Below are 12,216 nucleotides of genomic sequence, written 5' to 3' on the forward strand. Positions count from 1 at the left end.
GATGGCCGATTCGGTAGCGTTGGGGGTGCAGGCGGCGCAGGCGCGGCGGCCGGCGGAGGCGGTGCGCTGGTTTCGCATGGCGGTGGCGGAGAAACCGGGCGACGTGCGCGTGCGCAGCTGGCTGGGGCAGGCGCTGTGCGCGAGCGGCGAACAGCTGGAGGGCGTCGCGGTATTGAAGGACGTTGCACTGCGGCTCGCGCGATCGCCGACCGCGCCGGCCCGTGCGCCGGCCATCGCGATCGCCGTGGAGCTGCAGCGGCTGACGGCGGTCGCCGAGTCGCTGGAGGTGATCGACGTGCTGCTGCGCGCGGACCCGCGCAATCCGCAGATCGCCTATATTCGCGCAACGGCACTCGGCCAGCTCAACCGGCCCGCCGATGCGCTGAAGGCGGGGCAGGCGGCGGCGGCACTGGCGGGCGCGAACCCGGCGGCGACGCTGCTGCTCGCCAGCCTCGAACATGATGCGAAGATGGATGACGCGGCATCGGCGCGGCTCGACGGGTTGCTCGCCGTGGCCCCACCGCCGCGCGAAGCGTATCGCGCGCACAAGCTGCGCGCCGCGATCCTCGACCGGCGCGGGGCGCATGCCGACGCCTTCGCGGCGCTGGCGGCGGCGGAGCGGATCGCGCCACAGGTGCCGGACCTCGCCGCGCTCGACCGCGCGCTGATCCCACGCGTGCTGGATGAGGCGCGGGCCGGCTATACGCCCGAGTTGATGGCGCGCTTCGCCGGACACGCGTTCGGCGACCGGGCGCCGCCGGTGTTCGTCGTGGGCTTCTTCCGCTCGGGCACGACGATGATGCAGCAGATCCTCGCCAGCCATCCGCGCGCGTTCGTCGCGGACGAGGCACCGCTGGTGCAGGCGGCGATTGGCGCGCTGCACATGCTCGACCCGTCGCCGCGGTCTATACCGGCGAAGCTTGCCGGTCTGGATGTCGATGGCGTCGCTCGCCTGCGCGACGCCTATTGGGCGGCGGCGCGCGGGCGGTTCGGGGAGGCGGCGGTCGCGGGGCCGGTGTTCGTCGACAAGTTCACGATGAACACGATCGAGATGGGCTTCATCAGCACGATCTTCCCCGACGCGCGCGTGATCTTCATGGTCCGCGACCCGCGCGACGCATGCATCAGCGCCTATATGCAGCAAATGCCGCCGAGTGCCGCGACCGCGCATCTGCTCGACTGGACCGCGACCGCGCGATTCTATGCCGCGGTGATGGACTGGTGGCTGGCGGTGCGGCCGATGCTGAGCCTGAGGTGGTGCGAGGTGCGCTACGAGGATCTGGTCGAGGATTTCGAGGGCACGCTGCGTCCGGCACTGGCGACGGCCGGGCTGGAGTGGGACGAGGCGCTGACCCGCTTCCACGAGCGCGCGGCGGGCCGGTTCGTATCGACGCCGAGTCGGTTGCAGGTCGGTCAGCCGCTGTATCGCAGCGCGCTGGCGCGGTGGCGGCGATACGAGGCGCAGGTGGCGCCGGTCGCGCCGGTGCTCGCGCCCTATATAACGGCGTTCGGCTATCCAGCGGTATGAAAGAACGGCCCGACGCCGCTAGGGCGCCGGGCCGGTGAGTGGGCCTGTCTATGGAGCTTCCAGGCAGTGCGATCATATCCCACTTACGGGGTAGGAGAAGCTAGCCTCGCTACGTACGTCGATAGATCAGCTTGCCCGTGGCTCAGTTCGCCGTGTTCAGCACGTCGTTGCCGGCGGCATCGAGCGTGTTCGCCGACGCGTCCGTCGCATTGTCCAGCGCCAGTGCGGTGTCGTTGCCCAGCGTGTCGACCGCGGTCAGGTTGTCGCTGAGCACGTCGCTGTCGTTCAGGACGATGTCGTTGCCGAGCGTCGTATTCTCGGTGGTGCTGTTGCCACCGCAGGCGGCGAGCGACAGGGCGGCGACGGCAACCGCGGTGGTGATGGCGAACTTCTTCATGATTACCCTTTCGATGTGTCTTCATCCGGCACGCGGATGCGGTCACGGTCTAGCGAACTCCGACCGATATCATAGGAAAGAAATTCTTGTGGGCTTCGTGGCCGGGCGGTCGGCGATGACTTTCACGGCGGATGCGCGCATAGCGCCGCCGGCATGACCCGACCGCACACCGACGATCTGGCGCTGTACGTCCACTGGCCGTTCTGCGTGTCGAAATGCCCGTACTGCGACTTCAACAGCCATGTCCGCGAGGACGTCGACCAAGCGGCGTGGCGGGCGGCGCTGGTCGCCGATGTGGCGCATGAGGCGGCGCTGTTGCCCGGGCGGCGGCTGGCGTCGATCTTCTTCGGTGGCGGTACGCCGTCGCTGATGCCGCCCGAGACGGTCGCGGCGGTGCTGGATGCGGCCGAACGGGCGTGGGGCTTCGCCGACGGGATCGAGATTACGCTGGAGGCGAACCCGTCCTCGGTCGAGGCGGCGCGGTTCGGCGATCTGGCGGCGGCGGGAGTGAACCGGGTGTCGCTGGGCTTGCAGGCGCTGGACGATGCGGCGCTGCGCTTTCTGGGGCGGGCGCATGATGTGGAGGAAGGGCTGGCGGCGCTCGATGTGGCGCAGCGGGCGTTTGCGCGGGTCAGCTTCGACCTGATCTATGCGCGGCCGGGGCAGGGGCTTGCGGAGTGGGAGCGTGAGCTGGCCCGGGCGTTGTCCTATGGCACCGAGCATCTGTCGCTCTATCAGCTGACGATCGAGCCGGGGACGCGCTTCGCGACGCTGGCGGCGAAGGGCGACCTGAGGATCCCCGATGGCGATACCGCCGCCGACCTGTTCGAGACGACGCAGGCGATGACGCGCACCGCCGGCCTGCCGCGCTACGAGGTGTCGAACCATGCGCGGCCGGGGGCGGAGAGCCGGCACAACCTGACCTACTGGCGCTACCGCGACTATGCCGGCGTCGGTCCCGGTGCGCATGGGCGGCGGGCCGGGCTGGCGACGGTGCGGCATCGCAAGCCGGAGAATTGGCTGGCCGCGGTGGCCCGCAACGGCCACGGCATCCAGAGCGAGGAGCCGCTGGACCCGATACAGCGCGGGCACGAGACGCTGGTGATGGGGCTGCGCATGGCCGAGGGGATCGTCGCCGATCCCGACCGGGTCGATACCGCCGCGGTCGAGCGGCTGGTCGCGCAGGGGCTGATGACCCGCAGCGGCGACCGGATCGCGACGACCGATGCGGGGATATTGCTGCTCGATTCGATCCTGCCGCTGGTGGCGCGGGACTAACGCCCGCCGAAGCCCTGCGGGGCCGGCGAAACCGTCGTCGTCGCGCCGCCCTTGATCTCCTGCACCTCCAGCGCGCGTTCGGCGAGGCCGTCGCGGCCGAAGCGGAACGCGCCGTCCAGCCCGGCGAAGCCGTCGCGATCGGTCAGCTTCGTCTCGGGGAAGGCATCCCCCACCCGCCAGTCGCGGGCGATGCGGACGGTGAGCAGCACCGCGTCATAGCCAAGGCTCGACAGGCGATAGGGTGTCGTGCCGAAGCGGCTGCGATATTTGGCGGCATATTGGCGGAAGAGCGTGTCGGAGACGCTGGCGAACCATGCGCCCTGCAACGCCGGGTTGGCGCCAACGCCGGCATCGGCGTTCCACAGCTCGGTCCCGAGGACGCGCGCGCCGCCGCCGCCGTTGCGGCGGAGCGCCGGCACGGCGAGGCTGGCGGTGCCGGCGCTGTCGGCGATCAGCACCGCCTGATAGGGCGCGTTGCGACCGATCCGGCCGACCGCGGCGGCGATCGCACCACGATCGTAGGTCTGGACCGAGGTGACCGTGCCGCCGGCCCGCTCGACCGCGCGCAGGAAGGCGGTGGAGGCGCGCTGGCCGTACAGGCCGGTTGGCATCAGGCCGGCGAACTGGGTGATGCCGCCCTTGCGCGCATAGTCCACCACGCGCTCGATCGACTGGGCGGGGGCGTAGCCCATCAGATACGCCCCGTTGCCGGCGACCCCGGCATCGTTGGAGAAGCTGAGCACCGGCACCCGCGCCGCGCGGGCGATCGGCGTGACCGCGCGGACGTCGTCGGCGAGCAACGGCCCTAGGATCAGCCGCGCGCCGTCGGCGATGGCGCGCTGCGCCGCCGCGGCGGCACCACCGGCGGTGTCGTAGTTGGTGATGCGGACCTGCTGATTGTTGAGGTCGAGCAGCGCGAGCTGGGTCGCGTTGGCGAGGCTGCGCCCGACCGCGCCGTTGCTGCCCGACAGCGGCACGAGCAGCGCGACGCGGTGGCGTTGCGTATCCTCGGGGATGCCGGGGCGGATCGGACCGGGCGTCACCGGGCGCGGCGCCTCGCGCGGCGGGGCGGGCGGCGGGGCGGTCGTGCGCGGCACGATCGTCGAACAGGCGCTGACCAGCGCGGCGCAGGCCAGTGCCAGACCCCGCCACATTGCACTGCGCGGTTGCAGCCGCCGTACTGCCTCGACCATAGCTATCCCCTGATGAACGCGAAACTCTCCCCCGGCCTCTACATCGTCGCGACACCGATCGGCAATCTCGGTGACCTGTCACCGCGCGCCGCCGAGGTGCTGGCCGCCGCCGACGTGATCGCGGTGGAGGACAGCCGCGTCACCGCGACGCTGCTCCGCCACATCGGCACGAAGCGGCCGATGACGCCGTATCACGACCATAATGCCGAAGGGGTGCGCCCCGGGCTGGTTGCGCGGATGGGGAGCGAGGTGGTGGCGCTGGTGTCGGATGCCGGCACGCCGCTGATCTCCGATCCCGGTTACAAGCTGGTGCGCGATGCGCGGGTGGCGGGGCATCAGGTGGTGACGGTGCCGGGGCCGTGCGCGGCGGTGGCGGCGCTGACGCTGGCCGGGCTGCCGACCGACCGCTTCCTGTTCATGGGCTTCCTGCCGTCCAAGGCGGGGGCGCGGGCGAGTGCGATCGCCGAGGTGGCGGGCGTGCGCGCGACGCTGATCTTCTACGAATCCGGCCCGCGGCTGTCCGCGGCGTTGGCGGCGCTGGCCGAGGGGCTGGGCGACCGCGAGTGCGGGGTGGCGCGGGAGATCACCAAGCGGTTCGAGGAGTGCGTGACGGGGACGCTGTCCGACCTGTCCGCGCGCTACGCCGATGCGCCGCCCAAGGGCGAGATCGTCATCATCGTCGCGCCGCCCGGCGACGTGGTGGTCGAGACGAGCGAAGCGGACGTCGACGCCGCGCTGATCGACGCCATGACCCGGCTGCCCGTATCGAAGGCGGCGGGCGAGGTGGCGAAGGCAACCGGCCTCGACCGCCGCACGCTTTATGCACGCGCGACGGAGCTGAAGGGGTGAGGGACCGCCGCGCCGCCGAAGCGGCCGGGCGCCGGGGCGAGCGGATCGCGGGGTGGTGGCTGCGGTTGAAGGGGTGGCGCATCCTCGACCGGCGGGTTCGGACGCCGGCGGGCGAGGTCGATCTGGTCGCGCGGAAGGGTGCGCTGGTGGCCTTCGTCGAGGTGAAGCTGCGCAAGAGCGATGCCGAGCTGGACCATGCGATCGACCAAAGGCGGCTGGCGCGGGTCGCGGCGGCGGCGGAGTATCTGATGCCGCGCTATGCCGGGCCGGGCGACGACATCCGGGTGGATGTGCTGCTGCTGGCGCCCGGGCAGATGCCGCGGCACATCGAGAATGCGTGGATCGGGTGACTTCGCGTTCGTCGCTGCCTACATGGCGGTCATGACCAAGCCTTTGACCGTCGCCGTCCAGATGGACCCGATCCAGTCGATCAATATCGCGGGCGATTCGACCTTCGCGCTGATGCTGTCGGCGCAGGCGCGCGGGCACGCACTGTTCCACTATGCGGCGGAGGACCTGAACTATTCGGCCGGCCGGGTGTGGGCGAAGGCGCATCCGGTCACCGTGCAGCGGGTCGAGGGCGATCATTTCGCATTCGGCGAGGCCGTGTCGCTCGACTTGGGCGCGGACGCCGATGTCGTGCTGATGCGGCAGGACCCGCCGTTCGACCTGGGGTATATCACCGCGACGCACCTGCTGGAGCGGATTTCGGACCGGACTCTGGTCGTCAACGATCCGGCGAGCGTGCGCAATGCGCCCGAGAAACTATGGGTGCTCGACTTCGCGCAGTTCATGCCGCCGACCTTGGTGACGCGCAGTCTGGACGAGGCGCGCGCGTTCCTGGCCGAGCATGGCGAGATCGTCGTCAAGCCGCTGCACGGCAATGGCGGCAAGGCGATCTTCAAGGTCGGTTCGGACGGTGCGAACCTGTCGGCGCTGATCGAGGTGTTCAACACCGCGTACCGCGAGCCGCACATGGTGCAGGCGTTCCTGCCCGCCGTGGCGAAGGGCGACAAGCGCATCGTGCTCGTCGACGGCGAGGTGGTCGGCGCGATCAACCGCCTGCCGGGCGAGGGCGAGATCCGGTCCAATCTGGCGGTCGGCGGGTCGGCGGTGAAGACCGAGCTGACGCCCCGCGAGCGCGAGATCTGCGCGGCGCTGGCGCCTGAACTCAAGCGGCGCGGGCTGATCTTCGTCGGCATCGACGTGATCGGCGGCGAGTGGCTGACCGAGATCAACGTGACGTCGCCGACCGGGCTGGTGGCGATCGATCGCTTCGACGGGGTCGATACGGCGGCGATGATCTGGGAGGCGATCGAGGCGAGAGTGGCGGCTCGTAAGGCGTAAATATGCGGCCTTTGTTGTGAAGCGACCTCCTCTCCACCGTTCGCCCTGAGCTTGTCGAAGCCTGTCCTGAGCGACTGCCGCAGGCAGGCAGTCGAAGGGGGCTGCCTTTTCTTCCTCCCGCAGGATTCGTGGCACGAAGAAAGGGCGGTGCTTCGACAAGCCCAGCACGAGCGGGATGGGGGTGGCGACGAAGCGAGAGTGCAATGTGGTCGGCATGGTGGACGCGGGAATATGTCCGGGGTGACGGCCTTGTGAGCCGCACCTTGTCGCATCCACGAACCCAACCGGCTTCCCACGAGTTACCCTCCACCAATGACCGGCTTCATCATCGACGGTATCGCCTGGGGCGGGTACATCGGCATCTTCCTGCTCATGGCGTTGGAGAACGTCGTGCCGCCGGTGCCGTCCGAGGTCATCATGGGCCTGGGCGGGATCGCGGTGGCGCGCGGGCAGATGGAGATGGTGCCGCTGATCCTGTGGGGAACGGCGGGCACCACCGCGGGCAATTACTTCTGGTACGCGGTGGGACGGCGCTTCGGTTATCTCGGGCTGCGGCCGATCGTCGACCGCTGGGGCCGGTGGCTGACGGTCGAGTGGGAGGATGTCGAGAAGCTGCACCGCTTCTTCCTGAAGCACGGTGGCAAGACGGTGTTCGTCTTCCGCTTCCTCCCGACGTTTCGGACGATGATCTCGCTGCCCGCCGGCATGGCGAAGATGCCGCACTGGCGCTTTGCGCTGGCGACGTTTCTGGGCAGCGCGATCTGGAACACGGTGCTGGCGGGAGCGGGGTTCTATCTCGGCTCCAACTTCGACAAGCTCGACCAATATGTCGGGCCGGTGGCGATCGGGATCAGCGTCGCGATCGTGATCGGCTACATCTACCGTGTGCTGACGTGGAAGCCGCGGGCGCAGCGCGCCTGAGGGATCATGCGCGCGGGTGCGCATTGCGATAGACGTCGAGCAGGTGCGCGGCATCGACCGCGGTGTAGACCTGCGTCGAGCTGAGACTAGCGTGGCCGAGCAGTTCCTGCAGCGCGCGCAAGTCCGCGCCGCGGCCGAGCAGATGGGTGGCGAAGCTGTGGCGTAGTGCGTGCGGCGTGGTGCGATCACCCAGCGCGAGGCGGCCGCGCGCGGCCTGCACGCCCTTGCGCACCACGCCGGCCGACAGCGGCCCGCCCTTCGCGCCGCGGAAAATCGGATCACCCTTCGCCAGCGGCCATGGCTGTAGAGACAAATATCCGGTGATGGCGTCGGCGACCTGCGGGAGCAGGGGCACGACGCGGGTCTTTGCGCGCTTGCCGGTGACGACCATCGTCGGCCCCAGCGGCAGGATCGACGGGGTGAGCGCCATCGCCTCGCCGATGCGCAGGCCGGCACCATAGAGCAGCATCAGGATCGCCCAGTCGCGCGCGGCGATCCACGGTTCGGCCGCGGCATCGGCCACGTCCTGCGCCAGCGCGACGGCGTCGTCTGGCGCGATTGGGCGAGGGACGCCCTTCTTGACGCGCGGGCCGGTGATGCGGGGGACGGCGGAGGCTGCGTTGGCCCAGGTGAGGAAGCCGCGCACCGCCGACAGCTCGCGCGCGGCCGACGCGTTGGTGAGGCCGGTGGTGCGGCGGTGGGCGAGATAGGCGCGCAGGTCGGCAGTGGTGAGGGTGGCGAGGTCCTCGCGCCCGACCGGGCCGCCGCGGTGGCCTTGCACGAACGTCATGAGGCGTTCGGCGGTCGCCTGATACGCGCGCACCGTGTGCGCCGAGCGCCGCCGGTCGCGGGCGAGATGCTGGGCGTAGGCGGCGGGGAGGGGGTGCATGGCCGGGAGGGTAGGCGGGTGGGGGCAGGTAGGACAGGGGGTTTCCGCCCCACCCCGTTCGTGCTGAGCGAAGTCGAAGCACCGCACTTCGGGCCTCAAGCGCCCCGCTCGCGGGTCAAAGAACGGTGCTTCGACTTCGCTCAGCACGAACGGGTGTGTTGGGCATCACTTCCCCACCGGGGCCGACACGGAAGTGAATTCCGTGTCGTCGGACGGGCGTTGCCCGCCGGCCGGCATCGGCTGTGCTTGCGCACCGCCGCGGTGCTGTGCTCCGCGGCTTAGCCGATGCTTTGCCCCGTCTTTGCCCAGTCGGCCATGAACCCCTCGATCCCCTTGTCGGTCAGCGGGTGCTTGACCAGCTGGCGGATCACCGAGGGCGGGGCGGTCATGACGTCGGCGCCGAGTTTCGCGCTTTCGAAGACGTGGATGGGATGGCGGACGCTGGCGACGAGGATCTCGGTGGCGAAGGCGTAATTGTCGTAGATCAGGCGGATGTCGCTGATGAGGCCCATGCCGTCGAGGCCGGTGTCGTCGTGCCGCCCGACGAAGGGCGAGACGAAGGTCGCGCCGGCCTTTGCCGCCAGCAGCGCCTGGTTGGCCGAGAAGCAGAGCGTCACGTTGACCATCGTGCCGTCGTCCGTCAGCGCCTTGCAGGTCTTCAGCCCGTCGATGGTCAGCGGCACCTTCACCGCGACGTTGTCGGCGATCTTCCGCAGGATTTCCGCTTCCCGCATCATGCCGTCGTGGTCGAGGGCGACGACTTCGGCGGAGACGGGGCCGGGGGTGATCGAGCAGATTTCCCGCACCACCTCGAGGAAATTGCGGCCCGCCTTGTGGATCAGCGAGGGGTTGGTCGTGACGCCGTCGACCAGGCCGCTTTCGGCGAGGTCGCGGATTTCGGCGGTGTCGGCGGTGTCGACGAAGAACTTCATGGCTTTCCCTTCCCGAGGTGCCGCGACCCTATATGGCCGCGGGCGCGCTCGGGACAGGGCGAATCGTCAGCCCATGATCGATGGCGCCGGGCCGGTGGCGGGGCGCAGGCTCTCGCGCTCCGCCGCGCTGACCGGGGCGGTCGGATCGGGGCGGAAGGCGTCAGGTGCACGGTCCGTGCCGGGGCGGGGCGCGTCAGGGGCGAGATCGGGCGCGGCGTGCTCGGCGCCCTCGACCTCGTCCGCCATCCAGTCGCGGCGGGTGGCGAAGATGCCCACGAGCGCGGCGAGGCCTCCGACGACGGCGGCGCCGATGCCGAAGGCGGCGAGGTGGTTGGGCTTGCGGGCGGCGGGGGTGCGGGCGCGCTTTTGCGGAGTACGAGACATGGTGGTTTCCTTCGGTGTTGGCCGAGGGAACGCGAGCGGAGGGGGCGTGTTCCCCCGGCGCGGCAAGGCCGTAGCGAAGCAGCGGTCGCGCGAACCGCGCCGGGCCGGCCAGCGGGGCTCAGGCCCCTTCCGACGGCGCGGCTTTGCCGCGGCGTGACCCTACGCAGCTCCCTACCCAAGGAAGAAGGGCAGCCCTTTGACAAGCTCAGGGCGAACGGGAGGGGTGGTGCGACCCGAGGAGGGCTCTCGACCGCGCTCGATCCCTATTCGAGGCGAACGGGCTCTTCTGCTTCCTCCGCCTCCAGTTCCGCGACCTGTCGCGCCAGCTCCTCGAACAGCGCGTCGCGTTCGGCGAGTTCGGCGGCGTAGCGGTTGGGGGTGGAGTCGGGGTCGAGGCGCTCCATCAGCGGTTCCTCGGTGCTGCCGAGCGAGCGGACATAGTCGTCGTCGCCGAAATCGCCCTCTTCCCAGCCGTCGAAGCCGGGGGGCGGGGGATAGTCGGACACCCATTCGCGACGCTGATCGTCCCACCACACGCGTTCGGGCGGGGCGGGGGGCTCGGCCGGGTCAGCCGAATGTTGAGAAAGTTGAGACGTGTGAAGCGTCTCGACGGGCTCCGGCTCCGGCTCGGGCGCGAGGGCGAGCAGGCCGGCGGCCTCGGCGCGGCGCCACTGGTCGGCGGTCCCGTCCGCGCGGGCGGCGGGATCGAGATCGGCGGTGTCGACCTCTCCGGCCACGCCGGCGCGGGTGCGGACATAGCAGTCGGCGCGGCCGAGCGCGGCGATCGGCTCCAGCGCGGCGCTCTCCCCCTCCGTCACGCGCAGCGCGAGGAACAGGCCGGCACGGGCGTTGCCGGCATCCTCGCCGATCAGGTCGAGATAGCGGTCCCATTCCTGCGCCGCGAGCCTCGCCGCGCGCGCGTCGCCGGTGCGATCGGGCAGGTCGGCATTGGCGATCTTGTCCAGCCGGGTCAGCAGCGCGAGCGCGAGGCGGTTGTCGTAGCGGTGGCGCTCCACGGTCGAGCCGTCGGGGCGGACGATCGTATCGGTCTGGCCGCGAAAGGCGCGCTGCGTCAGCTCGTCGACCATGCGGTTGCGCTGGAGCAGCAGGGCCGCGTTCCAGCCGATGTTGAACGCCGCGCCCCTCGCCCGCGCGCGAAAGGCATAGGCGGACGCCGCCGACAGGCCGACGATGGCGCAGGCGTCGTTGACGGTCAGCCCCTCCGAGATGTGGGTGAGGAACTTGCGCTGGCGCTCCGCCGTCCAGCCGTCGTGTCGGCGCGAGGGCGTCATCACCCCGCCCCCGGCGCGCGCGCCGTCGCGGGCGAAGGGCTCCATATCGGCGACCGCGTCACGCTGATCCTCCGCCAGCACGCGGTCGTAGCGCTCCTCGGGCGTCTCCCCGGCCCGGGGCCGCGCGACGGTGATCGAGTCGATGGGGGTCATGTGGGTCACAGGCCGTACTCCCGATAGGCGCGGGCGCGGGCGGCGGCGTGGTCGGCGGCGCGGCGGCGGAAGAGCGCGTCGTTCGCGTCGCGCTGCTCGGCGACGCGCGGGGGGACGGGCGGCACGTTGCCGATCAGGCGGTTGTCGAGGAGCCACTGCCAGCGGGCGACCGGATCGCGGGTGTCGGCGTGGCCGGTCGGCTCGACCCATGTGGGTAGGGCGGGCAGGTGGCTGATGTCTTGCGGCATGATGTGATCCCCCGGTTGTTCAGGGGGAGACCAGTTATAGAGGTTGGCGGGTGTAGGACAGCCCCCGGCGCGGCGAGGCCGTAGCGACAGCTACGGACGAGCGCAGAGCGCCGGGGCGGCCGGCGGGGCCAGCAGCCCCGTCCGACGACGCGGCTTTGCCGCGCGCCGGCTTCATTTGAGATCGCGAGGCAGTTTAACGGATGGAAAATGCGATCCAATCACCCTTGAACGCTTTCTAAAACCTTGACACCGCCAAGGCGAATTTGACAGGTTCACATTCATGGCAAACGATCACATCACTGCTTACTCGTGAGAGTCACCAGAGCAAATTGGTTGGTGAACACCTGTTTATTAGGTCTGTTGCCAGTTTTTGCTCGCTTAATTGTATGGGTAACTTATCGAGCAGGCGTGGAAGCATTTGCAACAGCCGATTTTGTCGCGTTTGGCTTGGTGTTGCACAGCGCCAACATCAACGAAGTAAACAGGGTGGCGCAAAACGATGAGGTATGGAAAACCGTTCATAACGGAGTATCTATAATTTTTCTCGTTGTGTATGCCTTGTTATTATTCACAACAATTATCCCGGCTAGTCAAATTAATGTTTTCAATGCGATTCGGGCAGCTATTGTTCTAAGTTTTGTTTCTTTAATTATCAGCGCATCGATATTTTTTCGATCTAACTCCGTTTCGGAGTTGGTGCCATGATTCAAAATATCATTGCAAATCTTGCAAATTTTTCAGGCGTAATTGCGATTGTGGCATCAGTCTTAGGGGTAGGAGTGTCTGTTTGGTCAATATTCCGAAC

The 12,216-nt window shown here is 69.1% G+C and carries 14 protein-coding genes; 7 read left to right on the top strand and 7 right to left on the bottom strand.

The features are described from left to right. Position 1 precedes the first annotated feature (1 nt). The gene (locus ACX40P_RS14195) at positions 2–1,528 is read left to right on the top strand and encodes a tetratricopeptide repeat-containing sulfotransferase family protein (RefSeq protein ID WP_459127015.1); all 1,527 of its coding nucleotides are present in this window, start codon (positions 2–4) and stop codon (positions 1,526–1,528) included. A 142-nt stretch (positions 1,529–1,670) separates the two neighbouring features. Here ACX40P_RS14195 and ACX40P_RS14200 read toward each other — a convergent pair whose 3' ends face one another. Next, on the bottom strand, positions 1,671–1,925 hold the full coding sequence (locus ACX40P_RS14200; RefSeq protein ID WP_459127016.1) for a hypothetical protein: 255 nt from the start codon (positions 1,923–1,925) through the stop codon (positions 1,671–1,673). A 153-nt stretch (positions 1,926–2,078) separates the two neighbouring features. Between ACX40P_RS14200 and hemW the strand changes: the two genes are divergently transcribed. After that, complete coding sequence (hemW, locus tag ACX40P_RS14205; protein ID WP_459127017.1) at positions 2,079–3,203, top strand: radical SAM family heme chaperone HemW; 1,125 nt, start codon at positions 2,079–2,081, stop codon at positions 3,201–3,203. Here the strand turns inward: hemW and ACX40P_RS14210 are convergent. Then, positions 3,200–4,396 (bottom strand): penicillin-binding protein activator, encoded by a 1,197-nt coding sequence (locus ACX40P_RS14210; RefSeq protein ID WP_459127018.1) that lies wholly within the window; start codon positions 4,394–4,396, stop codon positions 3,200–3,202. The two genes, hemW and ACX40P_RS14210, sit on opposite strands and share 4 nt — an antisense overlap. Positions 4,397–4,408: 12 nt before the next feature. Between ACX40P_RS14210 and rsmI the strand changes: the two genes are divergently transcribed. The 4 genes from rsmI (at position 4,409) to ACX40P_RS14230 (ending at position 7,513) form a co-directional block, all read left to right on the top strand. Next, positions 4,409–5,245 (top strand): 16S rRNA (cytidine(1402)-2'-O)-methyltransferase, encoded by an 837-nt coding sequence (gene rsmI, locus ACX40P_RS14215; protein WP_459127019.1) that lies wholly within the window; start codon positions 4,409–4,411, stop codon positions 5,243–5,245. After that, the gene (locus tag ACX40P_RS14220; RefSeq protein ID WP_459127020.1) at positions 5,242–5,595 is read left to right on the top strand and encodes a YraN family protein; all 354 of its coding nucleotides are present in this window, start codon (positions 5,242–5,244) and stop codon (positions 5,593–5,595) included. The genes rsmI and ACX40P_RS14220 overlap by 4 nt, the downstream gene beginning before the upstream one ends. 31 nt (positions 5,596–5,626) lie before the next feature. Beyond that, positions 5,627–6,592 (top strand): glutathione synthase, encoded by a 966-nt coding sequence (gene gshB / locus ACX40P_RS14225; RefSeq protein ID WP_459127021.1) that lies wholly within the window; start codon positions 5,627–5,629, stop codon positions 6,590–6,592. Between the two features lie 312 nt (positions 6,593–6,904). Next, positions 6,905–7,513: a DedA family protein gene (locus tag ACX40P_RS14230; protein WP_459127022.1), complete on the top strand. Its 609-nt coding sequence runs from the start codon at positions 6,905–6,907 to the stop codon at positions 7,511–7,513. A 4-nt stretch (positions 7,514–7,517) separates the two neighbouring features. On the opposite strand, the gene ACX40P_RS14235 is transcribed toward ACX40P_RS14230, so the two are convergent. The 5 genes from ACX40P_RS14235 to ACX40P_RS14255 all read right to left on the bottom strand — a co-directional run bounded on the left by ACX40P_RS14235 (position 7,518) and on the right by ACX40P_RS14255 (position 11,411). Continuing rightward, on the bottom strand, positions 7,518–8,402 hold the full coding sequence (locus ACX40P_RS14235; RefSeq protein ID WP_459127023.1) for a tyrosine recombinase XerC: 885 nt from the start codon (positions 8,400–8,402) through the stop codon (positions 7,518–7,520). 278 nt (positions 8,403–8,680) lie between these two features. Continuing rightward, positions 8,681–9,334 carry a fructose-6-phosphate aldolase gene (gene fsa / locus ACX40P_RS14240; protein ID WP_459127024.1) on the bottom strand — a complete coding sequence of 218 codons (654 nt, stop codon included), beginning with the start codon at positions 9,332–9,334 and terminating at the stop codon, positions 8,681–8,683. A gap of 66 nt (positions 9,335–9,400) precedes the next feature. Beyond that, positions 9,401–9,718, bottom strand: a complete 318-nt coding sequence (locus ACX40P_RS14245; RefSeq protein WP_459127025.1) for a hypothetical protein — start codon at positions 9,716–9,718, stop codon at positions 9,401–9,403. A gap of 263 nt (positions 9,719–9,981) precedes the next feature. Then, positions 9,982–11,163: a hypothetical protein gene (locus tag ACX40P_RS14250; protein WP_459127026.1), complete on the bottom strand. Its 1,182-nt coding sequence runs from the start codon at positions 11,161–11,163 to the stop codon at positions 9,982–9,984. A gap of 5 nt (positions 11,164–11,168) precedes the next feature. Beyond that, the gene (locus ACX40P_RS14255) at positions 11,169–11,411 is read right to left on the bottom strand and encodes a hypothetical protein (RefSeq protein WP_459127027.1); all 243 of its coding nucleotides are present in this window, start codon (positions 11,409–11,411) and stop codon (positions 11,169–11,171) included. A 408-nt stretch (positions 11,412–11,819) separates the two neighbouring features. Here ACX40P_RS14255 and ACX40P_RS14260 point away from each other — a divergent pair, with 408 nt between their 5' ends. Beyond that, positions 11,820–12,116, top strand: a complete 297-nt coding sequence (locus tag ACX40P_RS14260) for a hypothetical protein (protein ID WP_459127028.1) — start codon at positions 11,820–11,822, stop codon at positions 12,114–12,116. Positions 12,117–12,216: the final 100 nt, after the last annotated feature.

The sequence above is a fragment of the Sphingomonas sp. RS2018 genome (genome assembly GCF_054489605.1).

Excerpts from the sequence above, each read along its gene's own strand:
- ACX40P_RS14245 (WP_459127025.1), bottom strand. The coding sequence starts at position 9,718 with ATGTCTCGTACTCCGCAAAAGCGCGCCCGCACCCCCGCCGCCCGCAAG.
- hemW (WP_459127017.1), top strand. The coding sequence starts at position 2,079 with ATGACCCGACCGCACACCGACGATCTGGCGCTGTACGTCCACTGGCCG.
- ACX40P_RS14230 (WP_459127022.1), top strand. The coding sequence starts at position 6,905 with ATGACCGGCTTCATCATCGACGGTATCGCCTGGGGCGGGTACATCGGC.
- rsmI (WP_459127019.1), top strand. The coding sequence starts at position 4,409 with ATGAACGCGAAACTCTCCCCCGGCCTCTACATCGTCGCGACACCGATC.
- ACX40P_RS14200 (WP_459127016.1), bottom strand. The coding sequence starts at position 1,925 with ATGAAGAAGTTCGCCATCACCACCGCGGTTGCCGTCGCCGCCCTGTCG.
- ACX40P_RS14235 (WP_459127023.1), bottom strand. The coding sequence starts at position 8,402 with ATGCACCCCCTCCCCGCCGCCTACGCCCAGCATCTCGCCCGCGACCGG.
- ACX40P_RS14195 (WP_459127015.1), top strand. The coding sequence starts at position 2 with ATGGCCGATTCGGTAGCGTTGGGGGTGCAGGCGGCGCAGGCGCGGCGG.
- ACX40P_RS14250 (WP_459127026.1), bottom strand. The coding sequence starts at position 11,163 with ATGACCCCCATCGACTCGATCACCGTCGCGCGGCCCCGGGCCGGGGAG.
- ACX40P_RS14255 (WP_459127027.1), bottom strand. The coding sequence starts at position 11,411 with ATGCCGCAAGACATCAGCCACCTGCCCGCCCTACCCACATGGGTCGAG.
- fsa (WP_459127024.1), bottom strand. The coding sequence starts at position 9,334 with ATGAAGTTCTTCGTCGACACCGCCGACACCGCCGAAATCCGCGACCTC.
- gshB (WP_459127021.1), top strand. The coding sequence starts at position 5,627 with ATGACCAAGCCTTTGACCGTCGCCGTCCAGATGGACCCGATCCAGTCG.
- ACX40P_RS14210 (WP_459127018.1), bottom strand. The coding sequence starts at position 4,396 with ATGGTCGAGGCAGTACGGCGGCTGCAACCGCGCAGTGCAATGTGGCGG.